Annotated in this window: 17 protein-coding genes and 1 pseudogene; 8 read left to right on the top strand and 10 right to left on the bottom strand. The window is 56.3% G+C overall.

What is annotated here, in order from left to right; all coding sequences use genetic code 11:
- The first annotated feature begins 72 nt into the window (after nt 1–72).
- A complete protein-coding gene (locus tag FOY96_RS07035; protein WP_143346739.1) occupies nt 73–645 on the top strand; it encodes a DedA family protein in 573 nt (190 codons plus the stop codon).
- A gap of 94 nt (nt 646–739) precedes the next feature.
- Here FOY96_RS07035 and FOY96_RS07030 read toward each other — a convergent pair whose 3' ends face one another.
- Nucleotides 740–1,504 carry an SDR family oxidoreductase gene (locus FOY96_RS07030; protein WP_072210830.1) on the bottom strand — a complete coding sequence of 255 codons (765 nt, stop codon included), beginning with the start codon at nt 1,502–1,504 and terminating at the stop codon, nt 740–742.
- Between the two features lie 50 nt (nt 1,505–1,554).
- Nucleotides 1,555–2,982: a multidrug resistance outer membrane protein MdtQ gene (gene mdtQ, locus FOY96_RS07025; protein ID WP_143346738.1), complete on the bottom strand. Its 1,428-nt coding sequence runs from the start codon at nt 2,980–2,982 to the stop codon at nt 1,555–1,557.
- Nucleotides 2,983–3,185: 203 nt separating this feature from the next.
- Here mdtQ and yohP point away from each other — a divergent pair, with 203 nt between their 5' ends.
- Nucleotides 3,186–3,269, top strand: a complete 84-nt coding sequence (gene yohP, locus FOY96_RS23345; protein ID WP_015572324.1) for a small membrane protein YohP — start codon at nt 3,186–3,188, stop codon at nt 3,267–3,269.
- Between the two features lie 39 nt (nt 3,270–3,308).
- Here yohP and FOY96_RS07015 read toward each other — a convergent pair whose 3' ends face one another.
- From FOY96_RS07015 to FOY96_RS06990, 6 genes and pseudogenes are all read right to left on the bottom strand, one after another.
- Entirely contained in the window at nt 3,309–4,703 is a 1,395-nt protein-coding gene (locus FOY96_RS07015; RefSeq protein ID WP_143346737.1) for a glycoside hydrolase family 1 protein, read from the bottom strand.
- Nucleotides 4,704–4,715: 12 nt separating this feature from the next.
- Nucleotides 4,716–6,682 (bottom strand): annotated as a pseudogene (gene bglF, locus FOY96_RS07010) (PTS beta-glucoside transporter subunit IIABC).
- Between the two features lie 24 nt (nt 6,683–6,706).
- Nucleotides 6,707–7,540, bottom strand: a complete 834-nt coding sequence (gene licT, locus FOY96_RS07005; RefSeq protein WP_023616723.1) for a BglG family transcription antiterminator LicT — start codon at nt 7,538–7,540, stop codon at nt 6,707–6,709.
- A 166-nt stretch (nt 7,541–7,706) separates the two neighbouring features.
- Nucleotides 7,707–9,053 (bottom strand): carbohydrate porin, encoded by a 1,347-nt coding sequence (locus tag FOY96_RS07000; protein WP_143346736.1) that lies wholly within the window; start codon nt 9,051–9,053, stop codon nt 7,707–7,709.
- A gap of 302 nt (nt 9,054–9,355) precedes the next feature.
- Nucleotides 9,356–10,288, bottom strand: a complete 933-nt coding sequence (gene dusC, locus FOY96_RS06995; RefSeq protein WP_143346735.1) for a tRNA dihydrouridine(16) synthase DusC — start codon at nt 10,286–10,288, stop codon at nt 9,356–9,358.
- A gap of 42 nt (nt 10,289–10,330) precedes the next feature.
- A complete protein-coding gene (locus tag FOY96_RS06990) occupies nt 10,331–11,128 on the bottom strand; it encodes an AraC family transcriptional regulator (RefSeq protein WP_143346734.1) in 798 nt (265 codons plus the stop codon).
- Nucleotides 11,129–11,187: 59 nt separating this feature from the next.
- On the opposite strand from FOY96_RS06990, the gene FOY96_RS06985 reads away from it, so the two are divergent.
- The 6 genes from FOY96_RS06985 to FOY96_RS06960 all read left to right on the top strand — a co-directional run bounded on the left by FOY96_RS06985 (nt 11,188) and on the right by FOY96_RS06960 (nt 16,553).
- Nucleotides 11,188–11,904 (top strand): type 1 glutamine amidotransferase, encoded by a 717-nt coding sequence (locus tag FOY96_RS06985; protein WP_033146027.1) that lies wholly within the window; start codon nt 11,188–11,190, stop codon nt 11,902–11,904.
- A gap of 191 nt (nt 11,905–12,095) precedes the next feature.
- Nucleotides 12,096–12,491 (top strand): CidA/LrgA family protein, encoded by a 396-nt coding sequence (locus FOY96_RS06980; RefSeq protein ID WP_023312463.1) that lies wholly within the window; start codon nt 12,096–12,098, stop codon nt 12,489–12,491.
- Nucleotides 12,488–13,183, top strand: a complete 696-nt coding sequence (locus tag FOY96_RS06975) for a CidB/LrgB family autolysis modulator (RefSeq protein ID WP_063143785.1) — start codon at nt 12,488–12,490, stop codon at nt 13,181–13,183. Before FOY96_RS06980 ends, FOY96_RS06975 begins: the two co-directional genes overlap by 4 nt.
- Before the next feature lie 129 nt (nt 13,184–13,312).
- Nucleotides 13,313–14,197, top strand: coding sequence for a cytidine deaminase (cdd, locus tag FOY96_RS06970; protein WP_029740399.1), 885 nt, complete (start codon nt 13,313–13,315; stop codon nt 14,195–14,197).
- Between the two features lie 126 nt (nt 14,198–14,323).
- On the top strand, nt 14,324–15,040 hold the full coding sequence (sanA, locus tag FOY96_RS06965; RefSeq protein WP_008500918.1) for an outer membrane permeability protein SanA: 717 nt from the start codon (nt 14,324–14,326) through the stop codon (nt 15,038–15,040).
- A gap of 124 nt (nt 15,041–15,164) precedes the next feature.
- Nucleotides 15,165–16,553, top strand: a complete 1,389-nt coding sequence (locus tag FOY96_RS06960; protein WP_143347759.1) for a glutamine synthetase family protein — start codon at nt 15,165–15,167, stop codon at nt 16,551–16,553.
- A gap of 49 nt (nt 16,554–16,602) precedes the next feature.
- Here the strand turns inward: FOY96_RS06960 and mglC are convergent, their stop codons facing one another.
- Together mglC and mglA are read right to left on the bottom strand one after the other, a co-directional pair.
- Complete coding sequence (mglC, locus tag FOY96_RS06955) at nt 16,603–17,613, bottom strand: galactose/methyl galactoside ABC transporter permease MglC (RefSeq protein ID WP_008500921.1); 1,011 nt, start codon at nt 17,611–17,613, stop codon at nt 16,603–16,605.
- A 15-nt stretch (nt 17,614–17,628) separates the two neighbouring features.
- A complete protein-coding gene (mglA, locus tag FOY96_RS06950) occupies nt 17,629–19,149 on the bottom strand; it encodes a galactose/methyl galactoside ABC transporter ATP-binding protein MglA (RefSeq protein ID WP_023312467.1) in 1,521 nt (506 codons plus the stop codon).
- Nucleotides 19,150–19,187 lie beyond the last annotated feature (38 nt).

Raw genomic sequence — 19,187 nt, 5'->3', positions numbered from 1 at the left:
TTGATTTCCCCGCTGTTGATTCATGGGGTATATGATTAAACGAGGTACGCTGAGGGAGATAACATTTACGTAATGGATATTAACGCACTCATTGAACAATATGGATATGCCGCGCTGGTCGTCGGTAGCGTGGCAGAAGGTGAAACCATCACGCTGTTAGGCGGCGTCGCCGCGCATCAGGGATTGCTGAAATTCCCGCTGGTCGCCGCAGCGGTCGCGCTCGGCGGAATGATTGGCGATCAGCTGCTCTACTTTCTCGGGCTGCGCTTCGGGCCCACGCTGCTTAAGCGTTTCGGAAAGCATCAGAAGAAAATCCGCCGCGCTCAACGGCTCATTCAACGTCATCCCTATCTGTTCGTCATCGGCACGCGCTTTATGTATGGCTTTCGCATTATCGGGCCGATACTGATTGGCGCCAGCCATCTGCCGCCAAAAATTTTCTTGCCGCTCAATGTTCTTGGTGCGATAGCCTGGGCGCTGATCTTTACGACGCTCGGCTACGTCGGGGGCGAAGTGATTGGCCCGTGGCTGCATAATCTCGACCAGCACCTGAAGCACTGGGCGTGGTTGATTCTGGTGGTTGCGGCGGTGATCGGGGTCAGGCTGTGGCTGAAGCACCGGGATAAGACGCGGGATGAGGAGTGAGTGCGGTCTCCTCCCCTCACCCCGGCCCTCTCCTAAAGGGAGAGGGTGTTTTTAGTTCCCTCTCCCTTTGGGAGAGGGTTAGGGTGAGGGAAAACTACCCCTCCGGCTTAAACTGCGGGTTCGCCAGCATAAAGCCCCCGTCGACAATAAACGATTGTCCCGTCGTGTAGCTGGCGTCGCTGTCGCACAGCCATGCCACCAGGCTGGCAATCTCTCTGGTGTGGCCCGGTCTTGCCAGCGGGATTTCCGGCATTGAGCCCTCCTTCACTTCACTGTCGTCCATGTCGTTCATCGGTGTGGCAATGGCGCCCGGCGCGACGGCGTTCACCAGAATGTTGTGCTTAACCAGTTCCATCGCCATGGATTTGGTTAACCCGCCAAGCGCGTGTTTTGCCGCCGTGTAGGCGCTGGCCTCCGGCAGCGGCGTGTGCTCGTGCACCGAGGTGATATTCACAATCCGCCCTCCTTTCCCCTGCTTCACCATCTGCCGGGCGGCAATCTGCGAACAGAGAAACGCGCCGTCCACGTCGACGGTGAAAATGTTCCGCCAGTCGTCAAACGGCATCTCAAGGAACGGCGCTTTGGTCATCGCTCCGGCATTGTTAACCAGCACGTCCAGCCGACCAAAACGCGCAATCAGCGTTTCAATAGCCTTTGCGCCTTCCGGCAGCGTGCTTAAATCAAGATGGATAGTCTCTGCGCGCTGCCCCTGCGCTTCAACTTCGCGGCAGGTTTCCAGCGCCCCTTTTTCATCCGAGTGCCAGGTGACGCCAATATCAAACCCGCGCTCTGCGAGCATCAGCGCCGTGGTTTTACCAATCCCGGAATCCGATGCGGTCACTATCGCTACTCTGGTCATACTCACCTCCTGAAAAACTGCAAAGAGGTAAGTATAGATAATGACCATTTTTAGCCATGATGATAGCCGCCGCCCAGCGCCGACGTCAGCTGCAGCGTGGCGTCGACATACTGGCCTTTCAGCAACAATCCGGCGAGGTCTTCCCTGAGGGCCGGGATCCTGGCTTCACTGACCCGCGAGCCCGCAACGATCCCCGCGCTGAAGCGCGCCTGCGCCAGCGCCACAACCCGCGCCGCATCTTTTTCAACCTGCTGCTGATGGTGGTTCTTCGCCGTCAGCGTTTCGACTTCACTGGCCGTGCGCGCCACCTGATTGACCGCTTCGACCACCGCTTTGTTGTAGTTCGCGACCGAGAGATTGTTCTGCGCCTGGGCGATATCCAGGCTGGCGTTCAGCCTGCCGCTGTCGAAGATCGGCAGCGTCGGCAGCGTCAGCCCGGCGGTCACGCCCATCTGCTGCGCTGAAGCGCGAAACAGATCGCTCAGATGGAGGGCATCCTGCTGTAAGAACGCCATCAGGTTCACGTCAGGGTAGAAAGCCGCTCTGGCGGCCTCCACCTCGCTCATGGAGGCTTCGATATACCAGTGCGCCTCCTGAAGATCGGGACGGCGTGCCAGCAGTTCATAACCGAGCGTCGGCGGTAGCGCGGCGTCAACCGTCGGCAGCGCATGCCGCGTAAGCGTTACGGAGGAAGAATTCGTCAGCGCGACCAGACGCGCCTCAACGGCTTTCATCTTCCCGTTGACTTCTGCCAGCTGTTCTTCGGTTTTGCTGGCGTCGATATCGGTTTCCACCCCTTCAACGGAGGAGGTGATCCCGTGCTGATACAGTTCGCGGTCGGCGCCGATTATGTTGTCCTGCTCATGTTTGATCTGCGCGAGAACCTCCCCTGCGGCGGCCTGAGTTTGCCACTCCCAGTAGAGCCGCGCCACGCTGCTGGCCAGCAGCTGGCGGGTCTGCTCCAGCTCCGCTTTTTGCGCATTCACTTTGCCAATCCGGGCCTCGACCCGGGCGCGATTTTTTCCCCACAGATCGAGATCCCAGCCTGCGGTCAGGCCGAAGGTGCCGTTGGTGTACCACGGCCCGGTGGTGCCTGCAGCCGGGTCGGTAAGGGCGAAAGGCCCCATCAGCCCTTCGGCGGACATTTTCTGGCGTTCCGCATCGGCGGAAAAATCAATCTGCGGACCGTCAGCGGCCATTGCGGCTTTGGCCTGGGCTTCGGCAAGCGTAATGCGCTGACGGGCAATCTGCATATCCGGCGCATCGCTCAACGCTTTCGCAATCAGCCCGTTAAGCTGGGGATCGTTATACGCTTTCCACCACTCATTCTTCGGCCAGTCCTGATGATTCAGAACCGTATTCACCGACGCCGCAGCGGTTTGCGTTTTAATGGGAGACACCGTGGCATGTTCAGGCGCACAGGCTACCAGAATAAAAGCGAAGGGTGCACTCAGAGATAAAATAAGAGAACGTTTCATGACGCCATACACTCAAAAAATAAAGGCGCACGTTACGCTCGATATCGTTCATTTTTTTAGTAACGCGTGGCAATCCGCAAATTGTCATACATTTTAATACCCGGAAATTTATTCCCAAAAAGAATGATTAAATTCAATGCATTCACGCCAAATATAAATACGCTGCTACACTTATTCAGGACATACATGAGCGGGAGAAAGGAATGAAAATATTACTGTGGGTTATTTTAATTATATTTCTGATAGGGCTCTTAGTGGTTACCGGCGTATTCAAGATGATTTTCTGATCTATTTGCCCGGCTCAGAGCCGGGCAACGTCATTAATATCAGGCTTTCAGCGAAGCCCCTTTCGTGGCAATCACCTCTTTATACCAGTAGAAACTTTTCTTACGGCTGCGCGCCAGCGTGCCGTTACCGCCGTCATCGCGATCGACGTAAATAAAGCCGTAGCGCTTGGAGAGTTCAGCTTTAGACGCGCTCACCAGGTCGATTGGCCCCCAGCTGGTATACCCCATCACCTCAACGCCGTCGTCAATGGCTTCACGCACCTGCACCAGGTGGTCGTTAAGGTAGCTGATGCGATAGTCATCCTGCACCACGCCGTCCGCATCCGGTTTATCCTTCGCCCCCAGGCCATTTTCCACGATAAACAACGGCTTCTGATAGCGATCCCAGAGCACGTTCAACAGGGTACGCAGGCCGATGGGGTCAATCTGCCAGCCCCATTCGGAACTTGCCAGATGCGGGTTTGGCACCATGCTCAGGATATTGCCGCGCGCCTGCTGGTTGAGGGCCTCATCCGCGGTGACGCAGCCCGTCATGTAGTAGCTGAACGAGATAAAATCGACGGTCGATTTCAGCGCCTCGCGGTCGTCATCCGTGACCTCAAGCTGAATCCCGCTGTCGCGGAAGAAGCGCTGCATATAGCCCGGGTAGGCGCCACGGCACTGCACGTCGCCAAAGAATTGCCACGCGCGGTTTTCCTGCAGCGTCTCCAGAACATCTTCCGGCTTGCAGGTCAGCGGATACATCAGGCCGCCCAGCAGCATGTTGCCGATTCTGGCATCCGGGATAATCTCGTGGCAGGCCTTCACGGCCAGCGCGCTGGCCACCAGCTGGTGGTGGATCGCCTGGTACACCTCCCCTTTGCTGCTGGTTTCCGGCAGGCCCACGCCGGTCATCGGCGCGTGCAGAGACATATTGATCTCGTTGAAGGTCAGCCAGAGCTTCACCTTCTCCTTGTAGCGCGCAAACACGGTACGGGCGTAGCGCTCGAAGAACCCAATGGTCTGGCGGCTGCCCCACCCGCCGTACTGCTTCACCAGCCCCCACGGCATTTCGTAATGCGAGAGCGTTACCAGCGGGGTAATGCTGTGCGCGGCCAGCTCGTCAAACAGCCGGTCGTAAAACGCCAGCCCCGCTTCGTTAGGCTGCAGCTCGTCGCCGTTCGGAAAAATGCGGGTCCAGGCAATGGAGACGCGCAGGCAGTTAAAGCCCATCTCAGCGAACAGTTTGATGTCTTCCGGGTAGCGGTGATAGAAGTCGATGGCGACGTCCTTGATGCCGCTGTCGCCCGCCACGCGCTCAACCACCGGGCCGAAGACACCCTGCGGCTGAACGTCCGAGGTGGACAGCCCTTTCCCCTCCTCCAGATACGCGCCTTCTACCTGATTCGCGGCAACCGCGCCGCCCCATAAAAAATCGTCCGGGAAAGTTTTCATCACGTTCTCCTGTTATTGATGGCTTACGCTGAGTAACGGAGCACCGGCTCTGACGGACGTTGCCGCCACGGTCACCACGTCACGATACTCATCGCTGTTACTGATAATGATCGGGGTCGCCAGGTCGTATCCGGCATCGATAATCGCCTGTCGGTCAAACTCCAGCAGCAGATCGCCGGGCTGCACCCTGTCGCCCACCTTCACGTGGGCGGTAAACGGCTTGCCGTCTAGCTTCACGGTATCGATACCCACGTGGATTAACACTTCTATCCCGCTGTTGCTGAGCAGGCCGATGGCGTGTTTGGTCTGAAACAGCGAGGCCACCACGCCGGCAAACGGGGCCACCACTTTGTTATCCGAGGGAATAATCGCGGCACCGCTGCCCAGCAGGCCGCTGGCAAACGTGGTATCCGGCACCTGGTCGAGCGCCAGAACGGTCCCGGTCATCGGGGATAAGACATCGTTTTCCCCTGCCGTAACCGCAGCTTCCGCCGCTGCGCGTCCCGGCATACCTGCCACCAGCGTCAGGCCACAGCTCAGCACCAGCGCTACCGCGGTGCCGATCACGCCGCCCCACAGCGTGGCGTTTACCCCACCCGGCGGAATCATCTGGGCGATGGTAAAGATATTGGCGAAGCCGAAGGAGTAAACGTGGGTATCGCTGAAGCCGACAATCGCCCCGCCGATAGCTCCCGCCACGCAGCCAAAGATGAACGGACGACGCAGCGGCAGGTTTACGCCATACACAGCGGGTTCGGTGATACCAAATATCCCGGCCGTTACCGATGAACCCGCCAGCATCTTCTGACGGGCATCGCGGGTACGCAGGAAGATCCCCAGCGCTGCCCCCACCTGGCCAAACACCGCGGGCAATAGCATTGGCAGCATGGAGTCATGCCCCAGCACCGCCAGGTTGTTAATCATCAGCGGCACCAGCCCCCAGTGCAGGCCAAAAATAACGCAGACCTGCCACAGCGCGCCCATCGCCGCGCCCGCCAGCCACGGTGCCAGAACGTAAATGCTCTGATAGCCGTTCGCCAGCATCTGGCTCAGCCAGGTCGCCAGCGGCCCGATAACGAGGAAGGTCAGCGGCACGGTTAATCCTAAGCAGATCAGCGGCGCGAAGAAGTTTTTCATCGAGGAAGGCAGCAGCCTGGTGCTCTGCTTTTCCAGCCAGCAGCTGACCCACGCGGCGAGAATAATCGGGATCACCGACGAGCTGTAGTTAAACCAGGTGACAGGAATGCCCAAAAAAGCGTCCGATACCGCGCCCGGCTGCTGGCTGGCGTTAAACGCCGCAATCATCATCGGATGGGTAAGCGCCCCGCCGATCACCATGGTAATAAACGGGTTGCCGCCGAATTTTTTCCCGGCGGTGTAGCCCAGCACCAGCGGGAAGAAGAAGAACAGCGCGTCGCTGGCGGCGAACCAGATTTTATAGGTGCCGCTCTCAGTGCTGAGCCAGCCGCACACCACCGCCAGCGCCAGCAGCCCTTTCAGAATACCGGACGCGGCCAGAATGCCGATAAACGGGGTGAAGATCCCGGAGACGATGTCAATCAGGCGGCCCAGCAGGTTGCCCTTTTCCCCCCTCTCTTCTACGACGGGCGCGTCATCGGTAAGGCCTGCCTCATTGCGCACCGCCTGCCAGACGTCGTGGACGTGGTTGCCAATCACTACCTGAAACTGGCCGCCGCTTTCGACCACCATGATCACGCCCGGGTTTTTCTTCAGCCCTTCCGCATCCGCCCGTTGATTCTCTTTCAGTTTGAAGCGAAGCCGGGTCGCGCAGTGTACAAGACTGACGATGTTCTCTTTTCCGCCAACGTGGCCGAGAATATCCTTCGCTAAAGCCTGGTATTCCATCTCGATTTCCTTACATCCGATGCCCGCAGACACCTGTTGACTGAGTACAAAAAATAAAAAAACCCGAGAACGACCTTCTGACGAAGGCCGCGCTCAGGTTTTGCCTGCGTGATGCAGTAACAATCCTGTTTTGAGGCTTAACGCCCCTCTTTTCTCACCCGCTCGATATGAATAGCGAGGAACATAATTTCTTCGGTCGTCAGCTCACGCTGATAGCTTTTGTTCAGGTGCTGAGCGATTTTCTCGGCGCATTTCCACGCTTTCGCGTAGTTGTCTTTTACCGCCGTATGCAGCGAGACGTCGTCATCTTCCACCACGGTGCGTGTCAGCATCCGCTGGGCAAAAAACTTCAGGTGGGTGACGAAACGCTGATAGCTGAGCGACTCTTCATCATACTCAAGCTGCAGCTGATACTTCACCAGCTGCAGGATCTCCTGCATCACCCGCGTCACGTGCATCACTTCCGGCATTTCGCTGTTCAGCTGCGCGGTGACCAGATGCAGCGCGATAAACCCGGCCTCATCCTCTTCCAGCTCGACGTTCAGGCGTCTGGCAATAATGGCCCGCGCCTCCTGCCCTAATTCGAACTCCTTCGGATACAGCCGTTTAATATCCCACAGCAGCACGTTTTTGATGGCCAGCCCGTTCTTCTGCCGCTCAATCGCAAAGTAGCAGTGGTCGGTGAGGGTGATATACAAACTCTCCTGCAGCTTGCCCAGCCGCTGCGCCGCCAGCCCGATGATGCGGTCGCAGGTGGTCATCACTTCCAGCGGAATTTGACTCAGCAGCTCGCCAAGTCGACGCACCAGTTCATCGCTTTGCAGCGCAAATACCTTTTCAACCAACGCGGTATCCAGCGCTTCGCCGACGCGCTTCTGAAAGGCCAGCCCACGGCCCATCACCACCTGTTCGCGCCCGCGCTCATCCTGAACAACCACCACGTTATTATTGAGTATCTTGGCGATTTTCATCTGAACCCCAGAAACAAAAAAACCTGACCTCCGGCAGATGCCAGAAAATCAGGTTTTGCCTGTCTAAGCAGTAACAATCCAGTTCTGGCACTCTATCAGTTTCATTCATAGCCTCAATGCATCACGCGTCAGAAACGTGACGCGGATCGAACTTGCTACGGTGATATCAGAAGCTCACCACCGTTTTCAGCTCGGTAACCCAGGCATCCTGGGTGCGACTGACCCCGCCGGGATGGTGCCAGTACTGAATGCCCGGCTGCAGCTCCAGCCACGACACCGGACGGAAGCGATAATAAAACTCACCGTTCAGGGAGTGGCCTGGCTCCGGGTGATACTCCGGATCGTTATAGTCCGACACGCCGCTCAGGCTGTTCATATAGCGCTGGTTGCGGGCGTACTGGCTGCTCATATCAATCCAGGTTAGCCCGAAGCCAATCCAGTCTTCCGGCCGCGCGTCAAAAAGCCCGCGGTAGCGCAGCGAGGCGGCGTAAACCTGGTGCATGTAGTTGGTACTCTGATCCGCAAGGCTCATGCTGAAAGAGGTGCTCAACCCGCGACTCGGGTCATCCTGATGCTGCGTAAGCTGCTGGTTCAGCCCGGCGTACATGAACCAGGTCCGGCTGTGGGTATCAAAGCCGTTCGGGTCCGTCGCGCCCGCCCCGCCGGATTTGCCGCGATAGAGATCGGTTTGCGGCGCGTTGGTAAACACCACGCCCAGGTTATACGCGCCCGGCAGGCCGTTAATCAGCGGACGCGCTTCGATTTCAACCGGCAGTAAGACCCCTTTGCTGCCCTTCGTCGACCAGCTCCACGCGTGGCTGCGGCTGGAGGCCTCGGGATTTTGCTCCATCACGCCGCCCTTCAGGGTCAGCGTCGGCGTTAATTTATACGCAAGCGTGGTGCCCCAGGTGTGAACGTTCCAGTTATTCCACGTCAGCGAGTTGGCTGACTTCCCGCCGCACTGCGACAGGAGCTGGAAATCACAGGGGGTGATTTGATCGAAGGTCTGCACCTTGTTCATCATCCCGATGCGCCAGGTCAGACGCCGGTCGTCAAAGCTGCGGGCAAAGGTCAGCCAGCCCAGACGGGTAATCGACTGCCCGCCCCAGCTCTCCTGGGTCAGATCGTTAAAGTTAACGCGCGGGTCCTGCACGCGTTTGGTGGTAAGGTCGTCATTGTGGTTACGGTTGACGATATTCCCCTCGATACGCGCGTCCGGGATACCGGTCCGTCGCTCCAGGTCCTGGTTGAAGGTCAGCGCAAACTGGTCAATATAGGCCACGTGGGAGTCGTGGTTATATCCGCCACCGCCGTTCCAGCCAATTTCATTCAGGTATCCGAGATTCCAGGTAAAACCGTTATCGTTGAGGATTTTACGTATGCCGAGCATTTCGCCCAGAACAGGCTCCGGTGGATCTTCAAAACCTAATACCGTTCCGTTCCAGTCTTGCGCCACCGACAGCGGGGATATCGCTAATAAGGCGAGCGCAAAGAATTTATTTTTATATGCCATAATAACAACCTGTGATTGAGTATTTTGTGCGTAACCGGCCGCAGGAAATTTTTCTATTTCCTGTCGATATTTCATTTTTTTAAAATCAGTAAAAAGCGCTAAGCCAAATTTCTCTCCTGCGTAAACGAGAGGCAAAAAAAAACCTAAGCGCTCCACAGCGAAAATGCTGTGAAACGCTTAGGTTTTGCCTGTTAACCAGTAACAATCCTGCGTTGAAAACAGTGGCACCTTAACACCGTCGCGCCACGTTGAAAACCTGAACTGTTTTCTGATTTAAAAAAGTGTGAGCAATTTAACGCTTATTATTTTGACTGAATCACCCGGGCAATATCAGACGAAGTCTGCAATGTCCGAATTTCCTGAAATAATCCCAGCGCTTCATCGTACTCTTTGCGTAAATAGCTCAGCCACTGTTTAATTCGCGCGACGTGATACAAACCGGTATCGCCCTGCTTTTCCAGTCGGCTGTATTTTTGCAGCAGCGTGACGACGTCTTCCCACGGCATTCGCGGCTCGTTATATTTCACCACCCGGCTGAGGTTCGGCACATTCAGGGCGCCGCGACCGATCATCACCGCATCGCAGCCGGTGGCCTTCAGACAGGCCTGCGCGCTCTCATAATCCCAGATTTCACCGTTGGCGATCACCGGAATGGTGAGGCGCTTGCGGATCTCACCGATCGCCTGCCAGTTAATGCGCTCGGCCTTGTAGCCATCTTCTTTGGTGCGGCCATGCACCACCAGCTCGGTGGCCCCGGCCTGCTGCACCGCATCGGCGATTTCAAACTGCCGCGCGTCGCTGTCCCATCCCAGGCGCACCTTCACCGTCACCGGCAAATGCGAAGGCACGGCCTCACGCATGGCCTTCGCGCCGCGGTAAATCAGCTCAGGATCTTTCAGCAACGTCGCCCCGCCGCCGCTGCCGTTCACCAGCTTCGACGGGCAGCCGCAGTTGAGATCCACCCCGTAAGAGCCCAGCTCAACCGCGCGGGCGGCGTTTTCCGCCAGCCATTCAGGATACTGGCCGAGCAGCTGAATACGCACCAGCGTGCCGGAAGAGGTCCGGCTCTGGTTGTGCAGCTCGGGGCACAGGCGGAAGAAGGATTTTACCGGCAGCAGCATATCGACCACGCGCAGAAACTCCGTCACGCAGAGATCGTAATCGTTCACCTCGGTCAGAAGCTCGCGCACGAGGGAGTCGAGCACGCCTTCCATTGGGGCCAGTAAAACACGCATAGCAGTACCTGTGAAAAAAAGACGCGCTATAGTAGCCGCTCTCTATATCGCTGGGAAGCGCTTCTGTTCAGGGAGAAAGTCAGCCGGCGTTGCCCCCACAATGGCGCGAAACGCCGCCGCAAATGCCGCCTGCCCGGAAAACCCCAGCATCCAGGCCACCTGCTTAACCGGGTATCCGTTGGCGAGCAGGTCCAGCGAGGCACAAATCCTTGCGCGCTGTCGCCAGGCCCGGAAGCTAAACCCGGTATCTTTGATAAAGGCGCGTGAGAATGTGCGTTCAGACATCGCGGCCTGTTCCGCCAGCCTGTCCATCGAAACGTCCCAGAAATTGCTGGCAATGATGTCACAGGCAACGCGATGTAACCGCTCATCCACGGGCATCGGTAATTCGGCCGAAATCTGCTGCGCCTCGCTGAGGATTTCGAGCAGCAAAACGGCCATGCTGCGCTGGCTGGCTGGCCGGTATTGCGCACTGAACAGCCCGGCAATCAGCTCTTTGAACAACGCCGTCGCCATAATCACGTGAACCTCTTCTTTCCGTTTAAAAGATCGGCATTGCGATATCAGCGCGGGGCTAAACCAGACCGCGCGGAGCTCCGTTGCGGATAACACGCTGTAGGTATGCTCCTGAAAGGGAGGGATCCAGAGCGCGCGCTGTGGCGGTATGACCCAACGCTTATTGCCGGTTTCGACCAGCATCCCCCCTTTGATGGCAAACAAAAGTTGCCCCTGTGGATGCTGGTGAGGGGGATCCACTTCGCCGCGCGTATAGCTAATAGCCCCTCTGGACCATCCGATGGCATCGTCGTGAATTGGCGTTTTATCGATAACGGTTGGCATTTCACATTCCTCCCTTCCTCTTATGATGCTGCTTGTACACGTAACCGGAGAGAGACGCAATGCACATTCATTTTATCATTCATGAATATTTCGAAGCGCCAGGCGCATATGAAGTCTGGGGGGAAAATCGCGGCTGTAGTATGAGCTACTCCAGAGTTTATCAGGGCGATCCGTTACCCGAGGATCTGCAGAGCACAGACTTGCTTATCATCATGGGAGGCCCGCAGTCACCTGCCACCACGCTTCAGGAGTGCCCCTGGTTTGACGCGCAGGCGGAAATGCGGCTCATCGGCCGCGCAATAGAGGCAGGTAAAACGGTGATTGGCGTTTGTCTGGGCTCGCAGCTTATCGGTGAAGCGCTGGGCGCAGCGTTTTGCCATAGCCCGGAAAAAGAGATCGGCAAATTTCCCGTCAGGCTCACAGATGCTGGCAAGGCGAACCCGCTGTTTGAGGATTTTGGCCACGAGCTGAACGTCGGACACTGGCATAACGACATGCCAGGGTTGACGCCGCAGGCTAAAGTGCTGGCTTACAGCGAGGGCTGCCCCCGTCAGATCGTGCAATATGGCGAACGGGTTTACGGTTTTCAGTGTCATATGGAACTGACGCCGGAGGTGGTTGAGCTGCTGATTGAACATTCGCAGAACGATCTCCGCCGCGCGGCTGAATTTCGTTTTGTCGAAACGGCGGAAAAACTTCGCTCGCATGATTATCAAGAAATGAATCAGGTGCTGTTTTCTTTTCTGGATAAACTCGTCGCCCAACGCGAGGCCTGACTCAGAGGCATTTCTCTGGCTCGTCACTTCGCCACCGCACGCCCTTTCCTCTAAACTGTAGCCTGCCCCTGTGCGGTGATACCAGACGTTCCATTCTGGAATGTCTGGTATGCTCAAATTTCATGATGTGATCCGTGGCACATTTTTGGGTTTAATTGTATGATGAATGCGTTTCAGCAAGGACTATCACCATGAGCAAATCATTGAACATTATCTGGCAATATCTGCGCGCATTCGTCCTGATTTACGCCTGCCTGTACGCCGGGATTTTCATCGCGTCGCTGCTGCCGATCGTCATTCCCGGCAGCATTATCGGTATGCTGATCCTCTTTGTTTTGCTGGCGCTGCAAATCCTGCCCGCAAAATGGGTCAACCCCGGCTGCTTCGTCCTTATTCGCTATATGGCGCTGCTTTTCGTGCCCATCGGCGTCGGGGTCATGCAGTATTTTGATTTGCTCAAGGCCCAGTTCGGCCCGATTGTGGTCTCCTGCGCGGTCAGTACGCTGGTGGTTTTCCTTGTGGTGAGCTGGAGTTCACATCTGGTGCATGGCGAACGTAACGTGGTCGGGGAGAAAACAAAAAAATGATGGCCAATATCTGGTGGTCGCTGCCGTTAACCCTGGTGGTATTCTTCGCCGCGCGGAAACTTGCCGCACGTTTCAAAATGCCATTGCTGAACCCGCTGCTGGTGGCGATGGTGGTGATTATTCCGTTCCTGCTGCTCACCGGCATTCCCTACGAACGCTACTTTGCCGGCAGCAAAATTTTAAACGACCTGCTGCAGCCTGCCGTTGTGGCGCTCGCCTTTCCTTTATACGAGCAGCTCCATCAGATCCGCGCCCGCTGGAAATCCATCATTACCATCTGTTTTGTGGGCAGCCTGGTGGCGATGATCACCGGCACGTCGGTGGCGCTGTTGATGGGGGCCTCCCCGCAAATTGCCGCCTCTATCCTGCCTAAATCGGTGACCACGCCTATCGCGATGGCGGTCGGCGGCAGCCTCGGCGGGATCCCGGCCATCAGCGCGATGTGCGTCATTTTCGTCGGTATTCTGGGTGCGGTGTTTGGTCACACCCTGCTGAACGGGATGCGTATTCACACTAAAGCGGCACGGGGACTGTCGATGGGGACCGCCTCCCACGCCCTGGGCACCGCCCGCTGCGCGGAGCTGGATTATCAGGAAGGGGCGTTTAGCTCGCTGGCGCTGGTGATCTGCGGGATTATCACCTCCCTGCTGGCCCCGTTCATTTTCCCGCTGATTCTGGCGGTGATGGGCTAAAATTTGCGATGCGTCGCGCAAATTTCATTTTGATTTCATAAGTTGCATACATAATGAGAAGTGGATCACATATAAAGCCCTGACGGCTCCGTAAACTACCGATCCATTAACCCTTATGAGGCAAACGCCATGCACCCACGTTTTCAAGCTGCTTTCGCCCAGCTTGCAGAGAATTTGCAGTCAGCCCTGGCTCCCGTTCTGGCAGATGCACACTTCCCCGCCCTGCTGACCGCGGAGCAGGTCACGATGCTGAAACAGGCAACGGGACTGGACGAAGACGCGCTGGCTTTCGCACTGCTTCCTCTGGCTGCCGCCTGCGCGCGGGCCGATCTCTCCCACTTTAACGTCGGGGCCATTGCGCGCGGCGTCAGCGGAACCTGGTACTTCGGTGGCAATATGGAGTTCCTGGGCGCGACCATGCAGCAAACGGTTCACGCCGAGCAGAGCGCCATCAGCCACGCCTGGCTGCGCGGTGAAAAAGCCCTGAGCGCCATTACCGTTAACTATACCCCCTGCGGCCACTGCCGTCAGTTTATGAACGAGCTGAACAGCGGGCTGCAGCTGCGCATCAACCTGCCGGGCCGCGCGCCGCACACGCTGGGGGATTATCTGCCTGACGCGTTTGGCCCGAAAGATCTGGAGATCAAAACGCTGCTGATGGACGAGCAGGACCACGGTTACGCCCTGTCCGGCGATGACCTGAGCCAGGCGGCCATTCGCGCGGCCAACAAAAGCCACACGCCGTACAGCAAGTCTCCGAGCGGCGTGGCGCTGCAGTGCCGCGATGGCCGGATCTTTAGCGGCAGCTACGCGGAAAACGCCGCGTTTAACCCAACCCTGCCACCGCTGCAGGGCGCGCTTAATCTGCTGAGCCTGAACGGCTATGACTATCCGGACATTCAGCGCGCTATTCTGGCAGAAATTGCCGATGCGCCGTTGATTCAGTGGGATGCGACCGCCGCGACGCTTAAAGCGCTGGGCTGCACGACGATTGACCGCGTACTGCTTGCGTAATCCTTCCGGCGGGCAGAAATGCCCGCCAGTTTGCTGAAAAACCCCTCAGTTGAGTCGCTGTTTCTTGCGCTAACCAGGCGGGTAAAGTAGCCTGAGTTAAATTTCATCCACGAACGAGCCATCTCCATGTTAAAGCGCGTTTTTTACAGCCTGTCTGTCCTGGTCGGCATACTGCTGTTGATCGTGCTGGGTCTCGACCGCTGGATGAGCTGGAAAACCGCCCCCTACATCTTTGATGACCTGCAGGACCTGCCCTATCGTCAGGTTGGCGTGGTGCTCGGCACCGCCAAGTATTACCGCACCGGCGTGATCAACCAGTATTACCGTTACCGCATTCAGGGCGCGCTGAACGCCTACAACAGCGGCAAGGTGAACTACCTGCTGCTGAGCGGCGATAACGCGCTGCAAAGCTACAATGAACCGGTGACGATGCGTAAGGACCTGATTGCCGCGGGCGTGGACCCTGCCGATATCGTGCTCGACTACGCCGGATTCCGCACCCTGGACTCCATCGTGCGCACGCGTAAAGTCTTCGATACCAACGACTTCATCATCATTACCCAGCGCTTCCACTGCGAGCGCGCGCTGTTTATCGCGCTGCATATGGGCATTCAGGCGCAGTGTTACGCGGTGCCGTCGCCAAAAGATATGCTGAGCGTGCGCGTGCGCGAGTTCGGCGCGCGTTTTGGCGCTCTGGCCGATCTGTATATCTTCAAACGCGAACCGCGCTTTTTAGGCCCGCTGGTTCCGATTCCGGCGATGCACGAAGTGCCGGAAGACGCGCAGGGTTACCCGGCCGTCACGCCCGAGCAGCTGCTGGATATGCAGAAAAAGGAGAAATAACAGGACCGCCTTTATACTTTCTTTACGCCGGGCCTGACGCTTTTTATCCCCCCTTTACGTCGGCTCTTTTATGCTGAGTTCACTGCCGCTACGGCTTCATTGAAGAATGACTATGAACTCAATAATGAATGCGTTTTTCCTCAAAAGTCTCCGCCCGTATTTTAACTTTCCCGGTTTATCACTTCCTGGCGCACTCAATTCCGGTCTCTGGCTTGATGAAAAAATTGACGCCCTGCAGCACAACATTTCAGTGGAAGTGGCAGATTATCTGGAACGCTACCCCCAGACGAAACACATTGACGTTTACCTGAACGATATCAACGGCACGATGCGCGGCAAGCGTCTGTCGGTGGAGAGCATGCTGAGCCTGGAAAAAGGCTGTTATTTTCCCCTTTCGGTCTACTCGATGGATCAGAAAGGAAAAATCGCCGCCCCACTTCATGATGAACCGGACCGACTCTGCGTGCCGGTCGCCGGCTCCCTGCGCCCCTGCCCGCAGGATCCGCAGCACAACGCGCAGATCCTGCTGACGATGAAAGACAGCGACGACACCCCCTGCCCGCTTGAGCCGCGCGTGATACTGCAGAACGTGCTGGCCCGCTTCCACCAGCACGGCCTCTTCCCGGTGATTGCCCCGGAAATCGAGTTCTATCTGACGGGACATGACAATCGGGATCCGCAAAATCAGGGCTGTTTTCATATGGATACTACGACGGCCCATGCGGCACTGTTTGACGAGCTGGAACAGCTGGCGCACCTGCAGCGCATCCCGCTGTCCGGGATCGTGGCGGAAGCCGAGTCCGGTCAGTACGAATTAAACCTGAAGCACAGCCATCGCGTCGTTGAGGTCTGCGATAGCGTGCTGGCGCTTCGTCGCCTGACCCGTTACGTTGCCGAAAAGCACGGCCTGCAGGCCAACTTTATGGCGAAGCCTTTCAGCCAGCTTTCCGGCAGCGGTTTGCACTTCCATTTCAGCCTGAACAATCGTCACGGCGAAAACGTCTTTGCTTCCCCGGTGAACGCGCTTAACAGCATGATGCGTTTGTGCATCGCGGGGCAGCTGGCGCTGATGCCCGCCTCCGTTGCCATTCTTGCGCCGGGCGTTAACGCGTTTCGTCGCCTGCGTAAAAACCTGACGGAGCCCGTATTTAACTCCTGGGGCTATAACACCCGCTCCGCCGCCCTGCGTATTCCCTGCTCGGATGACCACAACCGTCGTATCGAGTACCGGCTGGCCGGGGCCGATGCCAATCCCTATCTGGTGGCAGCAACTATCCTGACCGGCATGCTGTACGGGCTGGAAAACATCGACGACGAGGATTTGCCCGAACCGCAGCATGATGAACCCGCGCTGCCGCTGTTTCAGCAGGAGGCGATTGAGACCTTTGCCCGCTGTCAGTACCTCACCGACAGCCTGGGCGACGCTTTTTCCGAACAGTGGGTCGCCTGCAAGCTCTCTGAACTCGACTGGTTTGAGCGCATCGTGACCCGAGAGGAGTCACAGCTGGCATAAGGCATAAAAAAGCCCGCTCGATGAGCGGGCCGGATAACGCGAGGAGCAATTACTTCTTACGCGCGTACTTCAGTGAATCCAGCGCAACCGCGAAGATAATGATGGCGCCTTTGATGATGTACTGCCAGTACGGGTTCACGCCGATATAGGTCAAGCCGTAGTTGATGACGGTGAAGATAATCACACCGGTCACCACGCCCAGTACCGTACCCACGCCGCCGCTGAAGGAGACGCCGCCCACCACGCAGGCTGCGATCGCATCCAGCTCGTACATGAAGCCAAGGTTGTTGGTTGCAGAGCCGATACGGCCCGCTTCCAGCATCCCGCCGAAGGCGTAGAACACGCCGGACAGGGCATAAATGATGAGCAGGTTCAGGGCAACGTTCACGCCGGACACTTTCGCCGCTTCCGGGTTACCGCCGATTGCGAAGATGTTTTTACCAAAGCGCGTTTTGTTCCACAGGATCCAGACGAAGGCCACCGCAATCAGCGCATAGAAGGTGATATACGACAGGCGGAAGCTGCCCAGCGCGATGAACCCTTGCGTAAAGGTCGAGAAGCCGCTGTCAAAACCCGAGATGGGGGAAGCACCGACAAAGTCGTAGTACAGGGAGTTGATACCGTAAACGATGATCATCGTACCCAGCGTGGTGATAAACGGCGTCACGTTCAGGTAGGCGATAATGATACCGTTGATCAGACCAATCACCGCACCGATGGCGCAGACAATCAGGATCACCACGAAAATCGGCATGGTGGCCATTTCCGGGAAGACCTTGTTGGCGTTTTCCATCGACTGCAGCAGGGTTGCCGCGATAACCGCCGCCAGACCCACCTGACGACCGGCAGAAAGGTCCGTCCCCTGGGTTACGATCAGGCCCGCCACGCCCAGCGCAATGATAATACGCACGGAGGACTGGGTCAGAATGTTACTCAGGTTCAGCAGGCTTAAGAACGTAGGGTCCTGGAAAATGATGATAGCCAGCAGTACTAAAAGAACAACGTAAATACCGCCTTCTTTCAGGTAAGTGAGAAAACTTTTTTTATTTAACGCACTCATGAGGAGCCCCTGATCTTAAAGGTGCAAAGACGCAAGACGCAAAATTTCGTTTTGCGTTGTCGTTTTGGTGTCAACAATACCGGCAACGAGACCATTGCTCATAACCAGAATACGATCCGTGATCCCTAACAATTCCGGCATTTCGGAAGAAATAATAATGATCCCTTTATTCTTTTTCGCCAGTTCGGCAATCAGCTGATAAATTTCAAACTTCGCGCCGACGTCAATGCCGCGGGTCGGTTCATCCAGCATCAGAATTTCTGGCTGGGTTAATAACCAACGTCCGATAATGACTTTCTGCTGGTTACCGCCTGACAGCGAACCAATTTGGGTGCGGTGTCCCGGCGTTTTCACGCGCATGGAGTCAATAACCCATTGGGTATCGCTCTTCATGCGGGAGTTATCCAGCAGCCCGACTTTGTTTTTGTAATTGCGAATGTTAGAAATTAACGAGTTAAAGTTAATATCCAGATAGGCATAAATACCGGTCGAACGACGCTCTTCCGTCACCAGCGCAAAACCATTATTAATGGCTTCGTTGGCGTTGTGGTTGTTAATTTTCTTACCGTGCAGCGTAATAGTGCCTTCGGCTTTCTCACGGATACCGAACAGGGTTTCCACGATATCGGTACGTTTTGCCCCGACCAGACCGGCAATCCCCAGGATTTCGCCCTTGTGCAGGTCGAAGGAGACATCGCGAATAGACGGCTGACGTAACGAGGTCAGATTGCGCACTTCCAGGATCACTTCGCCCGGCTTGTTTTCTTTGTCCGGGAAGCGCTGGTTAAGGGAACGGCCGACCATCATGGCGATGATCTTGTCCATGTCCAGCCCTTCCAGCGGCTGCGTGGCAATCCACTGACCGTCGCGCAGAATGGTAATCTCATCGCACAGCTGGAAGATCTCTTCCATTTTGTGGGAGATATACACAATGCCGCAGCCGCGATCTTTTAGCTTACGAATAATGGTAAAAAGGTGATTAACCTCTTTTTCCGTTAATGACGATGTCGGTTCGTCCATAATGACGATTTTCGCATCATAGGAGAACGCTTTGGCGATTTCGATCATCTGCATCTGGGAGACGGATAATGTTCCCACGCGGGCGCGCGGATCGATATCAATATCCAGCTCATCAAAAATCGCTTTGGTGTCGCGATACATTTTGTCCTGATCGACAAAGACACCCTTGGTTGGATAACGCCCCAACCACATGTTATCCATGACTGAACGCTGCAGCACCAGGTTTAATTCCTGGTGAACCATCGAGATACCGTTTTCCAGTGCTTCTTTCGCTGAATGGAAATCGATCTCTTTCCCCTGAAAAAGAATGCTGCCAGAATCTTTTTGATAGATCCCAAAAAGACATTTTAATAATGTTGATTTACCCGCACCGTTCTCCCCCATCAGGGCATGAATAGAGTGAGGACGAACTTTTAAATTAACATTATCGAGTGCCTTAACGCCGGGAAATGACTTGTTGATACCGCTCATTTCCAACAGGTATTCACCGGATGACTGAGTATTTGTGCTGACCATAATTATACCTTGTTGGCCTCGCATATCGCGTTATAAAA

This window comes from Enterobacter asburiae (assembly GCF_007035645.1).
GTDB lineage: Bacteria > Pseudomonadota > Gammaproteobacteria > Enterobacterales > Enterobacteriaceae > Enterobacter > Enterobacter asburiae_B.
The sequence above is the reverse complement of the archived record's forward strand: the minus strand, read 5'-3'. Positions and strand labels throughout refer to the sequence as shown.